Source organism: Variovorax sp. 20P10.2.4 (genome assembly GCF_058244205.1).
In genome coordinates this window covers 1-19,797 of sequence record NZ_JBZAYE010000071.1, presented here as the reverse complement: position 1 = coordinate 19,797, position 19,797 = coordinate 1, and the positions used below count along the sequence as shown (strand labels likewise).

At 69.6% G+C, this 19,797-nt stretch carries 15 protein-coding genes; 10 read left to right on the top strand and 5 right to left on the bottom strand.

The window, feature by feature from the left end:
* From AC27VN_RS09910 to AC27VN_RS09885, 6 genes are all read left to right on the top strand, one after another.
* On the top strand, positions 1-1,827 hold a 1,827-nt coding region (locus tag AC27VN_RS09910; RefSeq protein ID WP_490876448.1), incomplete at its 5' end, for a sensor domain-containing protein.
* A gap of 237 nt (positions 1,828-2,064) precedes the next feature.
* Positions 2,065-3,501, top strand: coding sequence for an MFS transporter (locus AC27VN_RS09905; RefSeq protein ID WP_093342056.1), 1,437 nt, complete (start codon positions 2,065-2,067; stop codon positions 3,499-3,501).
* Between the two features lie 293 nt (positions 3,502-3,794).
* The gene (locus tag AC27VN_RS09900; protein ID WP_490876449.1) at positions 3,795-6,116 is read left to right on the top strand and encodes a phosphoesterase; all 2,322 of its coding nucleotides are present in this window, start codon (positions 3,795-3,797) and stop codon (positions 6,114-6,116) included.
* Complete coding sequence (locus tag AC27VN_RS09895; protein WP_490876447.1) at positions 6,113-7,510, top strand: cytochrome-c peroxidase; 1,398 nt, start codon at positions 6,113-6,115, stop codon at positions 7,508-7,510. The genes AC27VN_RS09900 and AC27VN_RS09895 overlap by 4 nt, the downstream gene beginning before the upstream one ends.
* A 5-nt stretch (positions 7,511-7,515) precedes the next feature.
* On the top strand, positions 7,516-8,160 hold the full coding sequence (locus AC27VN_RS09890; RefSeq protein ID WP_490876446.1) for a hypothetical protein: 645 nt from the start codon (positions 7,516-7,518) through the stop codon (positions 8,158-8,160).
* Positions 8,161-8,173: 13 nt separating this feature from the next.
* The gene (locus AC27VN_RS09885; protein WP_490876445.1) at positions 8,174-9,076 is read left to right on the top strand and encodes a 2OG-Fe(II) oxygenase; all 903 of its coding nucleotides are present in this window, start codon (positions 8,174-8,176) and stop codon (positions 9,074-9,076) included.
* Here AC27VN_RS09885 and AC27VN_RS09880 read toward each other — a convergent pair.
* Both AC27VN_RS09880 and AC27VN_RS09875 read right to left on the bottom strand, forming a co-directional pair.
* Positions 9,051-10,109 carry an aldo/keto reductase gene (locus AC27VN_RS09880; RefSeq protein ID WP_490876444.1) on the bottom strand — a complete coding sequence of 353 codons (1,059 nt, stop codon included), beginning with the start codon at positions 10,107-10,109 and terminating at the stop codon, positions 9,051-9,053. The genes AC27VN_RS09885 and AC27VN_RS09880 overlap by 26 nt on opposite strands.
* 34 nt (positions 10,110-10,143) lie before the next feature.
* Entirely contained in the window at positions 10,144-11,334 is a 1,191-nt protein-coding gene (locus tag AC27VN_RS09875) for an MFS transporter (protein WP_490876443.1), read from the bottom strand.
* Between the two features lie 103 nt (positions 11,335-11,437).
* Between AC27VN_RS09875 and AC27VN_RS09870 the strand changes: the two genes are divergently transcribed.
* Positions 11,438-12,400 carry a LysR substrate-binding domain-containing protein gene (locus AC27VN_RS09870; RefSeq protein ID WP_209541526.1) on the top strand — a complete coding sequence of 321 codons (963 nt, stop codon included), beginning with the start codon at positions 11,438-11,440 and terminating at the stop codon, positions 12,398-12,400.
* On the opposite strand, the gene AC27VN_RS09865 is transcribed toward AC27VN_RS09870, so the two are convergent.
* The 3 genes from AC27VN_RS09865 to AC27VN_RS09855 form a co-directional block, all read right to left on the bottom strand.
* A complete protein-coding gene (locus AC27VN_RS09865; RefSeq protein ID WP_490876442.1) occupies positions 12,349-13,140 on the bottom strand; it encodes a fumarylacetoacetate hydrolase family protein in 792 nt (263 codons plus the stop codon). The genes AC27VN_RS09870 and AC27VN_RS09865 overlap by 52 nt on opposite strands.
* Positions 13,141-13,153: 13 nt before the next feature.
* Positions 13,154-14,131 carry a Bug family tripartite tricarboxylate transporter substrate binding protein gene (locus AC27VN_RS09860; RefSeq protein ID WP_203201054.1) on the bottom strand — a complete coding sequence of 326 codons (978 nt, stop codon included), beginning with the start codon at positions 14,129-14,131 and terminating at the stop codon, positions 13,154-13,156.
* 139 nt (positions 14,132-14,270) lie between these two features.
* On the bottom strand, positions 14,271-15,515 hold the full coding sequence (locus tag AC27VN_RS09855; RefSeq protein ID WP_296782700.1) for a pyridoxal-phosphate-dependent aminotransferase family protein: 1,245 nt from the start codon (positions 15,513-15,515) through the stop codon (positions 14,271-14,273).
* Between the two features lie 131 nt (positions 15,516-15,646).
* Here AC27VN_RS09855 and AC27VN_RS09850 point away from each other — a divergent pair, with 131 nt between their 5' ends.
* From AC27VN_RS09850 to AC27VN_RS09840, 3 genes are all read left to right on the top strand, one after another.
* The gene (locus tag AC27VN_RS09850) at positions 15,647-16,354 is read left to right on the top strand and encodes a GntR family transcriptional regulator (protein ID WP_261205684.1); all 708 of its coding nucleotides are present in this window, start codon (positions 15,647-15,649) and stop codon (positions 16,352-16,354) included.
* Positions 16,355-16,385: 31 nt separating this feature from the next.
* A complete protein-coding gene (locus tag AC27VN_RS09845) occupies positions 16,386-19,457 on the top strand; it encodes an FAD-binding and (Fe-S)-binding domain-containing protein (protein ID WP_490876441.1) in 3,072 nt (1,023 codons plus the stop codon).
* 72 nt (positions 19,458-19,529) lie between these two features.
* Positions 19,530-19,797 (top strand): YbfB/YjiJ family MFS transporter (locus AC27VN_RS09840; RefSeq protein ID WP_490876440.1); only part of this gene is annotated, 268 nt, incomplete at its 3' end.

The following is a 19,797-nucleotide window of genomic DNA, read 5'->3' as shown; positions in this document are numbered from 1 at the left end:
GCGCAGGATCCGGCCGCCGGCATGCCCGAGCCGCCGGCCAGCTATGCGCAGGACGAGATCGGCGAGCTCGCGCGCAGCTTCGACCAGTTGATGGCGCAGCAGCGCGCGAGCGAGCAGCTGCTGGCGCGCTCCGAGGCCCAGGTGCGCACCATCGCCGACAACATCCCGGCGCTGGTCTCGCACGTCGATGCGGCGCTGCGCTACACCTTCGTCAATGCGCACGTGAAGGCGATGCACGACGACGGCGAGCTCGTCGGCCGCCCGATGCCCGAGGCACGCGGCGCCGAGGACTTCGCCGTCGTCGCGCCGTACTACGAGCGCGCGCTGCGCGGCGAGACCGTGATCATCGAGAAGGCCGGCAACCCGGCGCGCGGCGTCGGCGACCGCACCTACAAGGCCCACTACATCCCCGACCGCGACACCGAGGGCGTGGTGCGCGGCGTGTTCGCGATGACCTTCGACATCACCGACGAGGTGAACGTGCGCAAGGCGCTGACCGAGCAGGAGCGCCGGCTGCGCGACGTGACCAACAGCATCCCGGCGCTGGTCGGCTACTTCGACCGCGAGGAGAACTGCCTGTTCGCCAACAGCCGCGCGCGGCGCCTGGCCGACCTGTTCGACGGCCCGCTCGCGGGCGTGAGCCTGCGCTCCTCGCTCGGCGATGCGGTGTACGCGCAGATCCGGCCGCACCTGCCCTCGGTGCTGGCCGGCAAGAACGCGCACTTCCCGGTCGACGCGCCGATCCAGGGCAGCGACGGCCATTTCCAGACCCACCTGATCTCCGACATCAACCTCGAGGGCGAGGTGCTGGGCTTCTACCTGATGGCCTTCAACATCACGGCGCTGAAGGAGGCCGAGCTGCGCGCCGCCGAGAGCGAGCTGCGGCTGCGCGCCATCACCAACAGCATGCCGGCGCTGATCACCTACATCGACCGCGAGGAGCGCATCACCTTCGCCAACGCCACCAGCCACGAATGGCTGGGCCTCGGGCCCGCGCAGGTGGAAGGGCGCCATCTCGAGGAGGTGGCGGGCCGCGAGGTCTACCTGTCGCGCCGCCCGATGCTGGCGCGCGCGTTGGCCGGCGAAAAGGTGGAGTTCGAGGCGCGCACGCAGCGCGCGGGCTACGACCGCGTGACGCAGGTGATCTACGTGCCCGACACGCGCAGCGACGGCAGCACGCACGGCATCTTCTCGCTGGCGCTCGACATCACGGCGCTCAAGCTGGTCGAGCGCCAGCTGATCGAGCTCGCGCGCATCGACACGCTGACCGGCCTGCCGAACCGGCTGGCCTTCAACGAGTTCCTGCCCGACGCGGTGCTGCGCGGGCGCATCACCGGCCATTCGCTGGCCGTGATGTTCCTCGACATCGACCGCTTCAAGGCCATCAACGACACGCTGGGCCATGCGGTGGGCGACGCGGTGCTGGCCGAGTACGCGCGCCGGCTCAAGGCCTGCGTGCGCGCCAGCGACATGGCGGCGCGGCTGGCCGGCGACGAGTTCGTGCTGGTGATCGAGAACCTCAAGCAGCGCGAGGCGGTCGCGGCCGTGGCCTCGAAGATCGTGGCGCAGATCAACCACCCGGCCTTCCGCGTCGACGGCCAGCGCATCGAGGTCGCGACCAGCATCGGCATCGCCTTCCACGGCCCGGCCGAGTCGGCCGTCACGGCGGCCGAGCTGCTGGCGCGCGCCGATGCCGCGCTCTACGCCGCCAAGGCCGCGGGCCGCAACCGCTATGCCTTCTTCGTGCCGGGCGAGGGCAGCCAGGGCAAGGCGGCCTTCCCGCAGTCGCCGCCGTCCTTCCTCGAACCGCCCGAAGGCGAAGGCTGACAGGCGAGGGCGCGGACAGGGCGCTCGCCGACTTGCCTGATCCTGCGAAGAGTCCGAGCAGCGGACAGGGGCTCGTGATGGCTATAGCATGCAGCCCTTCGCAATCCGTGCCCGTGCCCCGTGCGCTTCCCGCGCCCCGATGTGCCCCGACGCACCGCGCTCCCTTGGAAGTCCCGCGTGACACCCGAAGCCCCTCCCACCAAGACCACCCACCGCCCGCTGGTCATCGCGTCGATCATGGCGTCGATGGCCATGGTCGCGATCGAGGCGACCATCGTCTCCACCGTCATGCCGCAGATCGCCTCCGAGCTCGGCGGACTGCATCTCTACAGCTGGGTCTTCGCCTCGTTCCTGCTCGCGCAGACCGCGATGACCGTGGTGTTCGGCAAGCTCTCCGATCTCTACGGGCGCAAGCCCGTGATGTTCGTGGGCATCGCCATCTTCCTCGTCGGCTCGCTGCTCGCGGGCTTCTCGTGGTCGATGCCCGCCATGATCTGCTTCCGGCTGATCCAGGGCATCGGCGCCGGTGCCATCCAGCCGGTGGCGCTGACCATCGTGGGCGACCTCTATCCGGTGCGCGAGCGCGGCAAGGTGCAGGGCTACCTCGCGAGCGTCTGGGCCGTGTCGGCCGTGCTCGGGCCGATGCTCGGCGCGCTGATCGTGCAGAAGCTCTCGTGGGCCTGGATCTTCTGGATCAACGTGCCGATCGGCATCGCCGCCGCGCTGGGCTTCTGGGCCTTCCTGCACGAGACCCCGGCCACGCGCCGCGCCTCGATCGACATCGTGGGCGCGGTGCTGTTCGCCGCCGGCATCGCGGCGCTGATGATCGCGCTCACCGAGTTCGGCATCGGCAACGACGCCTCCGCCTGGGGCTGGACCGCGGCCTTCGCGCTCACCGTGGTGCTGTTCGTGTGGCAGGAGCGCCGCGCGGCCGACCCGATGGTGTCGTTCAAGCTCTGGGGCGCGCGCGTCATCGCCACCGTCAACGGCGCGGCCCTGCTCGCGGGCATGGTGCTGATCGGCATCACCACCTTCCTGCCGATGTACGTGCAGGTGGTGCTCGAGCGCTCGTCGGTCACGGCGGGCCTCACATTGACCATGGTGATGCTGGGCTGGCCGATCGGCGCCACGCTGACCTCGCGCATCTTCCAGCGCGTGGGCCTGTGGCGCATCCTCGTGGCCGGCGCGGCCTTGATCCCCGTGGGCTGCGCGAGCTTCGTGCTGCTCGCCGCGGGCAGCACGCCGGTGCTCGCGGGCGTGGGCTCGTTCGTCATCGGCCTGGGCATGGGCCTGCTGAGCCTGAGCTCGCTGATCCTGATCCAGGAGTCGGTCGACGTCGCGCAGCGCGGCAGCGCCACCGCCTCCAACGTGTTCTCGCGCAATCTCGGAAGCGCGCTGGGCGCGGCCTTCTTCGGCGCGGTCTTCAACTTCGGCCTCACGCGCGCCGACGGCCGCCTCGCCTTCACCGACGAGCAGCTGCGCCTGCTGCTGCAGGGCCCGGCCTCGCCCGCGGCCGGCGACGCGGCGCTGCGGCTCGCGCTCGGCGGCTCGCTGCATCTCACCTTCGTGATGATGCTGGTGGTGGGCCTCGCGGTGTTCGCGCTCTCGCTGTGGCTGCCGCGCGAAGCCACGCAGATGCATGCGCTGGCGCGGCGCGAAGCCGCGCCGAAATAGCAGCCGCCGAGGCTCGCTGACCGCGCCCTGACCACGGGGCGCGAAACTGCAAATCCGTTGCTTTTACGGCGTGCCGCGCACGCCGCGCACGCTCGTGCGCGCGATGTCTTCGAGGGCGGAAGAAAGCGCTAACGCGCGCCTAAGTCTGCTGCCTTCGGACTGACATTTGGCAAAACCACCATCGACCGGTCCTTGAATCAAGGGCCGCCGGATTCGGCGAATCCGTGCGTCCGTTCGCATTCCCCAACGATCGAGAGTCGACTTTGAAAACCATCCACAAGATCAAGACCGGCATGCTGTGCCCCGTACTGACGGTGCTCGCGGCCTCCGTGCTCAGCGCCTGCGGCGGCGGTGGCGGCGGCGGTGGCTTCGCCTTCCTCCCGCCTGGCGACCAATCGGGCAATGGCACCGGCACCACGTTCAGCGGCGTGGTGTCGGCCAGCGCCTTCAAGCCCGGCAGTGCCACCGATCCGACGATCTCGGCCGGCTACTACGCCAATGCCACCGTCTGCGTCGACAAGAACGACAACGGCCGCTGCGACGACGGCGAGGTCGGCACCAAGACCGATGCCAACGGCAAGTTCTCGCTCGTGCTGCCTGCCGCCGCGGCGCTGATCGCCGACATCGGCACCAGTGCGAAGAACACCGCCACGCAGGCGGCCGTGCCCACGCGCGAAGTGCTGCGCATCCGCGCCGAACAGGTGGCAGAACAAGGCAGCAGCGTGGTCGTGAGCCCGCTGTCGGCCGAAGTCGCGCGCCTGGTCGATGCCAACGGCTCGAGCTATGCCGCCGAGAAGAAGAATCTCGCGGCTCGCATCGGCGTGTCGGAGTCCGCCGTGCTCGGCGATGCGGCCAGCGCCAGCGGCAAGACGCAGACCGCGCTGCTCTCGGAGTCGAACGCGCTCAACAATCGCTTCGCCTATGCCACCACCAAGCTCGACCGCGGCGACCTGTTCCCCGACGCCCTGGCCTTGGCCGGCGGCGATCCGCGCTTGACCGCCCGGACGAACGTGAGCGGCGTCACCGCCAACGTGTCCGAGACCCGCAAGGCGATCACTTTCGCGCAGTCGCAGCAGGCCGCCTTCAACATCGAGGGCATTCCGCGCTACGACCACATCTTCATCGTGATGCTCGAGAACAAGGCCAGCTCGTCGATCGTGAATTCGGCCTACGCGCCGAAGATCAACGCCTATCTCAAGGCTGGTAACCAGCTCGTGAGCTACTACGCGACCGGCAACCCCAGCGAGCCGAACTACACCGCGCTCGGCGCTGCCGACGACTGGGGCATCACCGACGACAGCCAGTGGAACTGCGATGCGACTGGTGCGAACGCCGTGCAGGACCTTCCGCTGCCCGACAAGATCAGCATGCCGGCCCAACGCAGCTCGCCGTTCAACGCGACCTGCATGCAGACCGCAGGCGTCAACCACAACATCGTCGGCAAGCCCAACCTGTTCAACGCGATGACGGCGGCCGGCCTGACCTGGCGCACGTACAGCGAGTCGATGAACCCGGGCCAGGACTTCCGCATCGACAGCGTGAACGACAGCAATGTCAGCGCCAAGGACAACGTCTACGCGCCAGGCACCGTGGGCCCGAACACCACGACGCTCGGCGACGCCACGCTGACGCTGCCGCTGCCCGCAGGCCTCTACAAGACCAAGCACCACCCGGGCATGGCTTACCAGAACGTGCGCAGCGCGCCCGAATGGAAGTACAGCAACCGCACCATGGGCGGTGGCCAGTGGGACGCCGCGCTCAAGAACAGCACCACCTACGACATTCCCGCCGACTACGACTACGACCAGCTCGGCACCGACCTCGCCAGCGGCAACGTCGGCAACCTGAACTTCCTCGTGCCCGACCAGTGCGACGACATGCACGGCATCACGGTGAAGGGGACCAACGGCGCGGGTGCCTCGGTCAGCGCCAGCGACTGCGGCAGCGTGGCGAACAACGTGTCGGCGACGGCGGTCTCGCCGATCATCACGCGCGGCGACAACTACGTCGACTACACCGTCAAGCGCATCCAGGCTTCCGATCTCTGGAAGAACCCGAACAAGCGCGTGGCGATCGTGCTGATGTTCGACGAAGGCAATGCCACCGGTGGCTTCAACTCCTGCTGCGGCTGGAACCCGTTGAAGAAGAACGTCACGAGCAACGTGCCGGCGCCGCTGAAGCGCAATGACGACGGCACCTGGTCGCAGGACACGAGCATCAACAACTACCAGTCCGGCAACCGCGGTCATGGCGAGAGCATCTTCGGCATCCTGAGCAACCAGCCCGACGCACCCAAGGGCGTTTCGGACAGCGACGCCTACAGCCACTTCTCGTTCGTGCGCACGCTGCAGGACATGTTCCAGCTTGCCGACCCGGCCATCGACAGTTCGTACATGAACCGCTCGAAGTACACCGAGGCCTTCGTCTCGGACAACATCCTGAACCTGCCGGAGTACGCGGGCAGCGCCGACACCCACTTCGACAGCGTGCGGCCGATCAACCACGCGTTCGTGGCACCGGTAAGCTACACGCAGAAGCAGTCGGCCGACGCCGCGCTTTCGCCGCAGACCGGTCCGGACGGCAGCCAGGTCAACGTCTGGTCGCTGAAGCAATGAGGTTGTCCATCGCGACCGCCGCTGCTTTTTTCGGAAGCGCGGCGATTGCGGTGGCGCTGACCGCCTGCGGCGGGGACGGCGGCAGCGGGGGGAACCCCGTTGCCGCCGTCCCCGCCGTGGCGGCTTCCGCGCCAGCCGCTACGGCCCCGGCCGCCAATGCCAGCCACCTGAGCCTCGCTGCCCAGGTGGGCCAGAAAATGTTCTTCGACAAGAGCCTCTCGGGCTCGGGCGCGATGTCGTGCGCGAGCTGCCACGATCCCGGGCATGCCTATGCCCCGGCCAACGACCTGTCGGTGCAGTTCGGCGGCGCCCACATGGACCAGGCCGGCCTGCGCGCGGTGCCCTCGCTGCGGTACAAGGACATCACGCCGCCCTATGCCGACCTGCTCGACAACCCCGACGGCATCAGCGTGCCCGGCCCGGGTGGCGGCCTGACCTGGGACGGTCGCGCCCCGACGCTGGCGGCGCAGGCGCGCATTCCGCTGCTCGACCCGATCGAGATGGCGAACGCAAGCACCGCCGATGTGGTGAAGAAGCTCCAGGCCGCCGACTATGCGCCGTTGATCGCCAAGGCCTTCGGCGACAAGGTGTTCGACGATCAGGACGCTGCCTTCGAAAGCGCGATGAAGGCCCTGCAGGCCTTCCAGCTCGAGGACGAGAGCTTCCACCCGTACAGCAGCAAGTTCGATCTCTACGCGAGCAACAAGATCGGCGGCCAGCTCACGCCGGCCGAAGCGCGCGGCCTCAAGGTGTTCACCAGTCCCGAGACCGGCAACTGCGCTTCGTGCCATTACCAGGGCGCGGGACTCAACGGCAGTTCGGCGCTGTTCACCGACTTCTCGTACGAAGCGATCAGCGTGCCGCGCAACGCGGCCATTCCCGCCAACAAGGACCCGGCCTACTTCGACATGGGCGTGTGCGGCCCGATCCGTACCGATCATCTGCCTGCGGGCGTCGGAGCGGCAGACAGCTTCTGCGGCATGTTCAAGGCGCCGACCCTGCGCAACGTGGCGACGCGTACCTCGTTCTTCCACAACGGGGTGATGCACTCGCTCGCACAGGTCCTGCGCTTCTACAACACGCGCGACACCAATCCCGAAATCTGGTATCCGACCGTGGGCGGCAAGCCCAAGGCGGTCAACGATCCGGGCTTTCCCGACTATGGCCTGATCACCACGCAGTACGTCGGCGGCAAGGTGCGCAAGTACGACGATCTGCCGCGCGCCTACCGGCCCAACATCGACACGCAGATGCCGATGGACGGCCGCCGCGCGGGCTCGAAGCCACCGATGTCCGAGCAGGACCTCGCCGACCTGACCTGTTTCCTCAACACCCTGAGCGACGCCGACACGAAGCCGGCGACGCCGCCTGATCCAGACGCCTGCCTCCATTGATTTCCATGAACGAATTCCTCAAGAAAATTTTCCTGCAGCGCGCCTTCATGCCGGCCGCTGCCGTTGCCACCCTTGGCGCCGCCGTGGCGGCTGTGTTGCTGGCTGGCTGCAGCCATGGACCGCAGGCTGACCTGCAGACCTTCACCGCCGCGATGAACACCTACCTCGCGCAGCGTGGCGACCTGTGCCTGGGCAAGGAGCACTGGCCGATCGACGTGACGCAGCGCGAGATCCGTGCCCATGGACGCAATGCGGTGCAGATGCCGGTCCTGGAACATGTCGGGCTGGTGCGCTCGACCGAAGCCAGCGTCCAGGCCAGCGAGGACCAGCCCGAGTCCGCCGTCACGCGCTACGTGCTGACCGACGAAGGCCAGAAGTACTTCCTGCCGCGCCAGGGCGCGCATGACTTCTGTGCCGCGCGGCTCGCGCTCGACAAGGTCGTGAGCTGGGAACTGCCGAAGGGCGCGAAGGAGGGCGACGAAGCCGTCGTCAGCTACACCTACAAGGTCGACGCTGCGTCCTGGACCGGCGACGCCGACGTGCGGCGCGTGTTCCCCATGGTCGACCGCGTGGTGCGCGGTGCCGGCACCATGCAGCTCAAGCAGGCCTTCCGCCGTACCGAGGCCGGCTGGGTCCCGAAGGACGCCTGACGAGCCCTGGCCCATGGAAAGCGTGTTGCGTTTCTCCCCCGCGCTGAGCGACTGGGTGCTGCAGAACCTGAAGCGAGGCTGCACGCCGGCCGAGGTGGTGCGGGCCATGCAGGCGCAGCAGATGCCCGAGTCGGCCGCCCGGACCATCGTCGACGCATTCGTGCTCGCGCTGCGTACCGGCAGCCCTCCGCCGGTCGATAGGGTCGAGGTGGCCGAGCCTTATGCACACGAGGCCTCGCGGCTCGCGCCCGGCCATGTGATCCGGCTCGCGGACCGCACGGTGCGCGTGGCCGCGCGCATGGACCGGCCGGCGATTGCGGTACTTCGCGACGTGATCGATGCCGAGGAGTGCGAGGCGTTGATCGCGATGGCCAGGCCGCGGCTCGCGCCCTCGACCACGGTCGACCCGATGAGCGGACGCGCGCGCAGCGGCGCGCACCGCAGCAGCCTCGGCATGTTCTTCCGCCTGCGCGAGAACCCGCTGGTGGCACGCATCGACGAGCGGCTGGCGGCGCTGATGGGGTTGCCGGTCGATCACGGCGAGGGCCTGCAGATCCTGTACTACCCCGAAGGCACGCAGAGCCTGCCGCACTTCGATTTCCTCGTGCCCTCGAACCCTGCCAACCAGGCCTCGCTGGCGCGCAGCGGCCAGCGCCTGAGCACGCTGGTGAGCTATCTCAACGACGTGGAGGAGGGCGGCGAGACCGTCTTTCCCGAACTGGGCTGGTCGGTCGCGCCGCAGCGCGGCCACGCGGTGTACTTCGAGTACGCCAACCGCCATGGCCAGGTCGACACCGCATCGCTGCATGCCGGCGCGCCGGTGAAGCGCGGGGAGAAATGGGTGGCGACCAAGTGGATGCGCTCGCAGCGCTTCGTGGCGGCCGGCGAAGTCAACCGGCCGTTGCCGGGGAGCTGACCGGCACCGCCACAGGGCTGCGCTCCGCGAACTGCCCGTTCCAATACGGGTAGTAGGGATAGGGCGGCGCGATCGCGCTGGCCGCATCGAGACGTGCCATCTGCGCGTCGCTCAACTGCCAACCGAGCGCGCCGAGGTTCTGCGTCAGCTGTGCCTCGTCGCGCGCACCGATCAGCACGCTGGCCACGGTGGGCCGCTGCAGCAGCCAGTTGAGCGCGATCTGCGCATGGGTCTTGCCCGTCTCCTCGGCCACGATGTCCATGGCATCGACGACGCGGTAGAGGCGCTCGTCGTCCACCGGCGGTGCGAAACCGGCGGTCTCGTGCAGCCGGCTGCCCGCGGGCAGCGGCTGGCCGCGCCGGATCTTGCCCGTGAGGCGGCCCCAGCCCAGCGGGCTCCAGACGATCGCGCCCACGCCCTGGTCCAGGCCCAGCGGCATCAGCTCGAACTCGTAGTCGCGCCCGACCAGCGAGTAGTAGGTCTGGTTCGCCACGTAGCGCTCGAGGCCCAGCCGGTCGGAAGCCGCGAGCGACTTCATCAGCTGCCAGCCCGAGAAGTTCGACATGCCGATGTAGCGCACCTTGCCCGATTTCACGAGCGCGTCGAGCGTGCCCAGCACCTGCTCGACCGGCGTCATCGCGTCGAAGGCGTGCAACTGCAGGATGTCGATGTAGTCGGTGCCCAGCCGCTTGAGCGCAGCCTCGGTCGCGCCCACCAGGTGGTGGCGCGAGGCGCCGACCTGGTTCGGGCCGTCGCCCGCGCGCAGCGAGAGCTTGGTCGAGACGATGGCCTTGTCGCGCCGGCCCTTGAGCGCGGCGCCGAGGATCGTCTCGGAGGCACCGTTCGAATAGACGTCGGCGGTGTCGAACAGGTTCACGCCGGCGTCGAGCGCGATGTCGACGATGCGGCGCGCGCCGTCGGTGCCGGTGTTGCCCCAGGCGCTGAACAGCGGACCCTGTCCGCCGAAGGTGCCGGCGCCGAAACCGAGGGCGGGCACCTTGAAGCCCGAGCGGCCGAGAAAGCGTTGTTCCATGAGAACTTCTCCGTTGTTTGAATGGGGGGATGGATCAGGCGCGCACCGAGGCGCAGTCGCCCGGCAGGGTGCGGTCGCCGCGGCGGTCGAGCGCGCGGCTCCACAGCGCGATCGCGAGGCCCGCCACGGTCAGCAGCGCGGCGGCCCAGCCCAGCGCGCGCAGGCCCGGGCCATGGTCGATCACCACGCCGCCGGCCCAGGCGCCGAGCGCATTGCCGAGGTTGAAGGCCGCGATGTTGAGGCTCGAGGCCAGGTTCTGGCCGGCGCCCGAAGCCTTCTCGAGCACGCGCAGTTGCATCGGCGCCACCGTGGCGAACGAGGCCACGCCGAGCAGGCCGACGAAGACCACGGCGGCGATCGGCGTGCCGATGGCGAACTGCATGGTGCCGAGCACCACCGCGAGCACGGCCAGCGTGCCGAGCACCGCGGGCATCACGGCGCGGTCGGCTAGCCGGCCGCCGAGGATGTTGCCCACGGCCAGGCCGCCGCCGAACACCAGCAGGATCGGCGACACGGCCGATTCCGACAGGCCCGTGACCTGGGTCAGCAGCGGCTGGATGTAGGTGAAGACGGCGAACACGCCGGCGAAGCCGAGCACGGTCATCGCCAGGCCCAGCAGCACCTGGGGCCGGGCCAGCACGGCGATCTCCTCGCGCAGCGGCGCGGGCCTGGCCTCGCCCTCGACGCGCGGCACGAACACGGCCAGCACCGCAAGCGCCGCCACGCCGATCAGCGCCACGGCCCAGAAGGCCGCGCGCCAGCCGAAGTGCAGGCCCAGCCAGGCGCCGAAGGGCACGCCCAGCAGGGTGGCGGCAGTCAGGCCGGTGAACATGATGGCGATGGCCGAGGCGCGACGCTCGGGCGCCACCAGGCCGGTGGCCACCACCGAGCCGACGCCGAAGAAGGTGCCGTGCGCGAGCGAGGTGATGACGCGCGCGCCCATCAGCAGCTCGTAGTTGGGCGCCAGCGCGCAGGCGATGTTGCCGAGCGTGAAGATCGCCATCAGCGCCAGCAGCACGGTCTTGCGCGGCAGCCGGCGGGTGGCGATGGTGAGCAGCGGCGCGCCGACCGCGACCCCGAGCGCATAGCCCGAGATCAGCAGGCCGGCGGCCGTGATCGAAACCTGGAGATCGGTCGAGACCTGCATCAGCAGGCCCATGATGACGAATTCGGTGGTGCCTATTCCGAAGGCACCGGCGGTGAGGGCGAGTAGAGCGATGGGCATGATGCCCTGTACTGTGCGGACGAAGTCCCTCGTTGACTAGAATGCCGCCGGTCAACGCACTTGTGAATTCAACTCACAAGCCGAATCCACCGGAGAACACGCCATGCCGCGCATCGAGGTCAACCGTTCGGGCGAGATGGAGGCCTTCGTGCAGGTGGTCGACGCGGGCGGCTTCTCGGCTGCCGCGCGGCTGCTGGGCATGACGCCCTCGGCCGTCAGCAAGCTGGTGGCGCGGCTCGAGGCGCGGCTGGGCATCCAGCTCGTGCACCGCTCCACGCGCAAGCTGCAGCTCACGCCCGAGGGCCTGCATTTCTACGAGCGCAGCCACCGCGTGCTGGCCGACATGGACGAGGCCGAGCGCTGCGCGGCCGCCGGTGCCGCGCCGCGCGGGCGGGTCAGCATCAATGCCAGCGTGTCCTTCGGCCACCACATGCTGGTGCCGCTGGTGCCGAAGCTGATCGAGCAGCATCCGCAGATCACGCTCGACATCGCGCTGACCGACCGCATCGTCGACCTGATGGACGAGCGCGCCGACATCGCGATCCGCTGGGGCCAACTGCCGGCCTCCGACCTGGTGGCGCGGCGCATCGGCGACACCAGCCAGACCATCCTGGCCGCGCCGTCCTACCTCGCGAAGTACGGCACGCCGCGCACGCCGCAGGAACTCGAGGCGCACAGCCGCCTGGGCTGGACCTACCGGCGCAGCGCGCCCGATTGGCCGTTCCGCATCGATGGCCGGACGATCCTGCTGCCGGTGGCCGGCCCGGTGCGCGCGGGCGATGGCGAGACCCTGCGCCACCTCGCGATCGCGGGCGCGGGCATCACGCGGCTGTCGCTCTATCACACGCAGCACGACATCGACGCGGGCCGGCTCGTGCCGCTGCTCGAGGAGTTCAACCCGAACGAGGTGGAGCCGATCCACGCGGTCTACATCGGCAAGGCCGGCACCCTGCCGGCGCGGGTGCGCGCGGTGCTCGACTTCCTCGTGGCCTGCTCGGGCGTGGGCGGCGGGCGCTACACGCGCAGCCGCACGGCGCCGATGCCGGGGAAGTCGGCCGTCACCTGATCGCCGCGCGCGCAGGGCAGCAGGCCGATCCACGAGCCCGTGGTGACCACCGTGCCGGCCGGCACGGCCTGGCCATGGCGCGTGAGATGGCGCAGCCAGATCGGCAGCAGCCAGGCTGGATCGCCGAGCGGATGGCTGCCTTCGCGCACCACCGTGTCGGCGTTGCCGATCTTGGTTTCGCAGCGCTGCGAGGCCCAGTCGATGGCGGCGAAGGGCCGCCATTCGCCGAGCACCAGCGCGCCGTGCACCTGCGAGTCGGCCAGCCGCAGCAACGGCGTGGCGGCCTCGCGGTCTTGCCAGCGCGCATCGCAGACCTCGATGGAGACGGTCATGGCATCGACCAGCGCGGCCGCGTCTTCATGCGCGAGCGAGGCGGCCAGCGCCGGCGTGACCTCGCGGCCCAGGCGCAGCGCGATCTCGGCCTCGATGCCGGGCTGGTGGAACACGAGGTCGGAACAATCGGCCGGGCTCTGGCGCACGCCGGCGGGCGGCAGCGGCGCATGCGTGAGCGTCGCAGTGCGCGAGCCGCCGCCGGACTTCCAGCAGCCGGGCAGAGTGCCCGCGTCGAACCAGCCGAGTGCCGCGGCCACCGCGTCCTGCACCGCATAGGCCTCGGCGGGCTCGTGCAGCGTGTCGAGCCAGGGCACGGCATCGAGCGTGCGGTCGGCGCGGCGCGCGGCGACAAGGGCGTCGGCCAGCGCGGAAAGAGAAGGGGGCAGGGTGGTCGTGTGTGCGTTCATGCCGCCGATCTTCTCAAGATTCGACGCGCACGTTGCCGTCCTTCACCACCTTGGCCCATTTGGCGATCTCGGTGTGGATGAACTGCCTGAACTTGTCCTGCGAGCCGCCGCCGTCCTCGGCGCCGTAGGTGTCGAGCTTCTCCTGCACGTCGGGCATGGCCAGCACGGCATTGACGTCGCGGTTGACCTTCTGCGCGATCGGCGCCGGCAGCTTGCCCGGGCCCGCGAGGCCGTACCAGGTGGTGGCCTCGAAGCCCTGGAAGCCCTGTTCCTGCATGGTCGGCACGTTCGGGTGGCCCTTGGCGCGCTGGGTGCGCGTCTGCGCCACCGCGAGCACGCGGCCGCTCTTCACGTGCGGCGTGGCCGCGGTCATGGTCTCGAAGCTGTACTGGATCTGCCCGCCCATCAGGTCGGCCAGCAGCGGCCCGCTGCCCTTGTAGGGCACGTGCAGCGCATCGACGCCGGCCTGCAGCTTGAACATCTCGAGCGCCAGGTGCTGCGCCGAACCCGCGCCGGCCGAGCCGAAGCTCAGCGTGCCGGGCGCGGCCTTGCAGGCGGCCACGATGTCCTTCACCGTGAGCGCCTTCTGCGCCGGGCTCGCGATCAGCAGGTTGGGCGTGACGCCCACCAGCACGATCGGCACGAAGTCGCGCTCCACGCTGTAGCGCAGCTTGGGCTGCAGGCTGGGCGCGAGCGCATGGCTGTTGATGTGGGCCATCAGCAGCGTGCTGCCGTCGCTGGGCTGCTGCGCCACGTAGTCGGCCGCGAGCACGCCGGCCACGCCGGCCTTGTTCTCGACGATCACCTGCTGGTTCCACATCACGGTGAGCTTCTGCGCCACCACGCGCGCCAGCGCATCGGTGCCGCCGCCCGGCGGGAAGCCCACCACGATGCGCACCGGCGCGTTGGGCCAGTCCTGCGCGAACAGCCGGGGCACGCCCAGCGTGGCGGCCGCGGCGGTCGCGGCCTGGATCAGGGAACGTCGTTGCATCGTGCTTGTCTCCGTGGATGGATGGGGGTGTCGGATGCGGGGCGGGAAGGGCGCATGTCCGTGCGGCCCTCGCGCCGAGGCCGCCGCGCCGTTCGAGCGGCGCGCTGCGGCCTGGAATCGATCGAGGCTCCCTGTGTCGCTAGGCGGCCTTCTTCAGCGCCACCGGCGCGGCCGCATGACTCGCGAAATGGTCCATCGCCGCCTGCACGCCGCTGCCCGCGAGCTTGATGCCGGTGAGCTTCATGCCCATCTCGACACCCGCGACCATGGCCACCAGCGTGAGGTCGTTGCTGTCGCCGAGATGGCCCATGCGGAACATGCGGCCCTTGAGCTTGCCCAGGCCCGTGCCCAGCGAGAGGTCGAAGCGCTGGTGGATCAGCCGGCGCAGCGCATCGGCATCGACGCCCTCGGGCGTGATCACGCCCGTGAGCACCGGCGAATAGACGGCCGGGTCGGCGCACTGGATCGGCAGGCCCCAGGCCTGGACCGCGGCGCGCACGCCCGCGGCCCAGCGGCGGTGGCGCGCGAACACGTTGTCCAGCCCTTCGCCCAGCAGCATGTCGAGCGATTCCGAGAGGCCGTAGAGCAGGTTGGTGTTGGGCGTGTAGGGCCAGTAGCCGTCCTTGTTCATCTCGACGATCTCGTCCCAGGCCCAGAAGGCCTTGGGCAGCTTCGCGCTCTTCGATGCCTCGAGCGCACGCGGCGAGAGCGCGTTGAAGCTGATGCCCGGCGGCAGCATCAGGCCCTTCTGCGAGCCGCTGACGGTGACGTCCACGCCCCATTCGTCATGGCGGAAGTCGGCGCTCGCGAGGCCCGAGATGCTGTCGACCATCAGCAGGGCCGGATGGCCGGCCGCATCGATGGCCTGGCGCACCGCGGCGATGTCGGAGGTGACGCCGGTCGAGGTCTCGTTGTGCACCACGCACACGGCCTTGATCTTCTTCTCGGTGTCCTTGCGCAGTCGTGCCTCGATCAGCTCGGCCTGCACGCCGCGGCGCCAGCTCGGCGCGTTCGGCAACTGGTCGTCGCTGCCCGCATAGGCGAGAAACTCGGTCGACACGCCCAGGCGCGTGGCCATCTTCTGCCACAGCGAGGCGAAGTGGCCGGTCTCGTACATCAGCACGTGGTCGCCCGGGCTCAGCGTGTTGGCGAGCGCGGCCTCCCAGGCGCCGGTGCCCGAGGCCGGGTAGATCGCGACCGGGTGCTTCGTCTTGAAGATCTGCTGGATGCCGCCGAGCACCTTCAGGCCCAGCGTGCCGAACTCGGGCCCGCGGTGGTCGATGGTGGGCAGGCTCATGGCCCGCAGGATGCGGTCGGGCACCGGGCTGGGGCCGGGGATCTGGAGGAAGTGACGGCCGGTGGGATGGAGGTCGAGTTGCAGCATGGCGGGTCCTTTCGCCGCCAGTTTTGCATTCAAAATTCATTTTGTTCTGCTGGTTTACCCTGAAATTCAAGGGTTGTGGGTGTTCTTTTTTGCATTCAAAATGCAATCACGAGGCCGAAAGAACGCATCCCATGACCGCCGAAATCATCGAAATCTCCCGTCTCGCGCTGCACGACCAGGTCGCGGCGCGGCTGCGCACCATGCTGGTCGAAGGCCTGATCGCGCCGGGCGCCAAGCTCAACGAGCGCGAGCTCTGCCTGCAACTGCGCGTCTCGCGCACGCCGCTGCGCGAGGCGATCAAGCTGCTCGCGGCCGAGGGCCTGGTCGACCTGCTGCCCAACCGCGGCGCGGTGGCGGTGAAGCTGACCGAGGCCGACGTGATCGACACCTTCGAGGTGCTGTCCATGCTCGAGGGCATGTCGGGCGAACTGGCCGCGCGCCGCATCACCGAGGAGCAGCTGTCCGAGGTGCGCGCGCTGCACTACGAGATGCTGGCCTGCTATGCGCGCCACGACCTCTCGGGCTACTACCGGCTCAATGCGCGCATCCATTCGGCGATCAACGAGGCCGCGGGCAACCCGGTGCTGTCGAACACCTACCGCTCGATCAATGCGCGCGTGCAGTCGCTGCGCTTTCGCACCAACCAGAACGAGGCCAAGTGGAAGAGCGCCGTGGCCGAGCACGAACAGATGATCGAGGCACTGGCCGCGCGCGATGCCGCCGCCATGCGCAAGGTGCTGGTGGCGCACGTGCTGCGCAAGCGCGACACCGTGCTCGAGTTGCTGCGCGAGGGCGAGATCTATCCGCCCGCGAAGAAGACCCGTTCCAAGGCGCCCTGAGCGCGCTTTCCCCCCAAAAAGAAAACCCACGATGCTCATCGAACCCGCCAGCCGCATCCAGCCCGCTGGAACCGTCCTGCCACCCAACGACACCTGCGAGGCGCTCGCGCGCCGCCTGCGCGCCGAGACGCAAGGGGAGGTGCTGTTCGACGCCGGTTCGCGCGGCCGCTACGCCACCGACGCCTCGATCTACCAGATCACGCCGGTCGGCGCCTTCGTGCCGAAGACCGAGCGCGACATCGCCACCGCCATCGACGTGGCGCGCGACCTCAAGGTGCCGGTGCTCGCGCGCGGCGGCGGCACCAGCCAGTGCGGCCAGACCACGGGCGCGGCGCTGGTGATCGACAACAGCAAGCATTTCCGGCGCGTGCTCGACCTGGACCTCGAAGCCGGCACCGCCACCGTCGAGCCCGGACTCGTGCTCGACCACCTCAATGCGCAGCTCAAGCCGCATGGGCTCTGGTATCCGGTCGACGTGTCGACCAGCGCCCAGGCCACCTTGGGCGGCATGGCCGGCAACAACTCCTGCGGCTCGCGCTCCATCGCCTACGGCAACATGGTGCACAACGTGCTCGGCGCGAGCGCCTGGCTGTCGAGCGGCGAACTGGTGGACTTCGGGCCCGTGGGCACGCTGGGCGTGCGCGCCGCGGGCATCGCGCAGTTCGTGCGTGGCCTCGCGCGCCAGCACCGCGAGGCGATCGCGGCGAACTGGCCCAAGGTGATGCGCCGCGTGGCCGGCTACAACCTCGACATCTTCGACAACCAGAGCGAGAAGCCCTACACGGCCGACGGCAGCGTGAACCTCGCGCACCTGCTGATCGGCGCCGAGGGCACGCTGGCCTACACGCGCAGCCTCACGCTCAAGCTGGCGCCGCTGCCGCGCGCCAAGGTGCTGGGCATCGTCAACTTCCCGACCTTCCATGCGGCCATGGATGCCGCGCAGCACATCGTCAAGCTCGAACCCACCGCGGTCGAGCTGGTCGACCGCACGATGATCGAGCTGAGCCTCGCGAACCCGGCCTTCAAGCCCACGGTGCAGACCGCGCTGATCGGCAAGCCGGCCGCGATCCTGCTGGTGGAGTTCTCGGGCGCCGAGAAGGCGCCGCTGTTGCAGGCGCTGGCTCGACTGGTGGAACTGATGGGCGACCTGGGCCTGCCGGGCAGCGTGGTCGAGATGCCCGACGAGGCGCGCCAGAAGAACCTCTGGGAAGTGCGCAAGGCCGGCCTCAACATCATGATGAGCCTCAAGGGCGACGGCAAGCCGGTGAGCTTCATCGAGGACTGCGCCGTGCCGCTCGAACACCTGGCCGAATACACCGACGCGCTCACCGAGGTGTTCGCGCGCCACGGTTCGCGCGGCACCTGGTATGCGCATGCCTCGGTCGGCACCCTGCACGTGCGGCCGATCCTCGACATGCGCGCTGATGGCGGGGCCAAGATGCGCGCCATCGCCGAGGAGGCCTCGGCGCTGGTGCGCAAGTACAAGGGCGCCTTCAGCGGCGAGCACGGCGACGGCCTGTGCCGCGGCGAATGGATCGAGTGGCAATTCGGGCCCGCGATCAACGAGGCCTTCCGCGCGATCAAGCACAAGCTCGATCCCATCGGCCTGTTCAACCCCGGCAAGATCATCGACCCGCCGCGCATGGACGACGGCGCGCTGTTCCGCTTCGCGCCGCCGACCGCGCCGAAGCCCTATCGCCGCATCGAGCTCAAGCCGGTGCTCGACTGGTCGGCCTGGAACGTGAATGCCGACCCGGTGACCGAGCAGACCTCCGCGCCCGGCACCGGCGGCGACAGCACCGGCGGCCTGGCCAAGGCGGTCGAGATGTGCAACAACAACGGCCACTGCCGCAAGTTCGACGCCGGCACCATGTGCCCGAGCTATCGCGTCACGCGCGACGAGCAGCACCTCACGCGCGGCCGCGCCAACACGCTGCGGCTGGCGCTGTCGGGCCAGCTCGGCCCCGATGCCTTCACCGGCGAGGCCCTGCACGAGACCATGGACCTGTGCGTGGGCTGCAAGGGCTGCAAGCGCGACTGCCCGACCGGCGTGGACATGGCGAAGATGAAGATCGAGTTCCTGGCCCACTACAAGCGGCGCCATGGCCACACGCTCAAGGACCGGCTGGTGGCGCAGTTGCCCGACTACGCGCACCGCGCGAGCCGGCTGCCGTGGCTCCTGAACCTGCGCAACAGCATGCCGGGCGCCGCCTGGCTCGGCGAGAAGCTGCTGGGCTTCTCGGCCAGGCGCTCGCTGCCGGCCTGGCGCAGCGACACCTTCTGGCGCGCCAAGGACGGCGAGCCCGGCCTGTTCGCCGACCGTGACACGGTGCTGGCGATCGCGCGGCGCGGCGGCAAGGCCGCGGTGCTGTTCGTCGACACCTTCAACGGCACCTTCGAGAGCGAGAACGCGCTCGCGGCCGCGCGCGTGCTGCAGGCCGCGGGCTATGTGCTGCACACGGTCGAGAAGCGCGGCGCGCACCACTGCTGCGGCCGCACCTACCTGGCCAGCGGCATGGTCGACGAAGCCAAGCGCAAGGCCGAGGCCCTGATCGATGCCTTGCTGCCGCTGGCACGCGCGGGCGTGCCGGTGGTGGGCCTCGAGCCCTCGTGCCTGCTCACGCTGCGCGACGAGACCCTGGTGATGGGCTTCGGCGAGAAGGCCGAGACCGTGGCGAAGCAGGCGCTGCTGTTCGAGGAGTTCGTCGCGCGCGAGGTCCGCGCCGGCCGTTTCGAGCTCGCGCTCAAGCCGGCCGAGGCGCCGATCCTGCTGCACGGCCATTGCCACCAGAAGGCCTTCGGCGCGGTGAGCCCCGTGCTCGAGGTGCTGAAGCTGATCCCGGGCGCCGCGCCCGAACTGATCGAGAGCTCGTGCTGCGGCATGGCCGGCAGCTTCGGCTACGAGGCCAGCCACTACGAGGTCTCGATGCGCATGGCCGAAGCCAGCCTGCTGCCCGCGATCCGCGCCAGGCCCGGTGCCATCGTGGTGGCCGATGGCACGAGCTGCCGGCACCAGATCGCCGATGGCGCGCAGCGCGAGGCGGTGCACGTGGCGGTGCTGCTCGAGCGGCTGCTGGTGCACGCGGACGCCGGGGTGCACTGAGCGGCCGATTCACGCGCGACAGCGCGGCGGCGCGGCCTGCCGCAGAATGGTGCATCCCCAGCGCACCGCCCGATGTCGACCACCCTGACTTCCTCCGCCCCCGTGCCGCCCACCTTGCGGCTGGCCTTCGCCCTGTCGATGGGCGCGGCCGTCTCGCTCGGCATCACGCGCTTCGCCTATGCGCTGCTGCTGCCGCCGATGCGCGACGACCTCGGCTGGAGCTATGCGCTCGCGGGCGGCATGAACACCGCCAACGCGGTCGGCTACCTGGTCGGCGCGCTGGTCACGCCGGCGCTGATGCGGCGCTTCGGCGTGAGCCGGCTGCTGGTGGTGGGCGCGG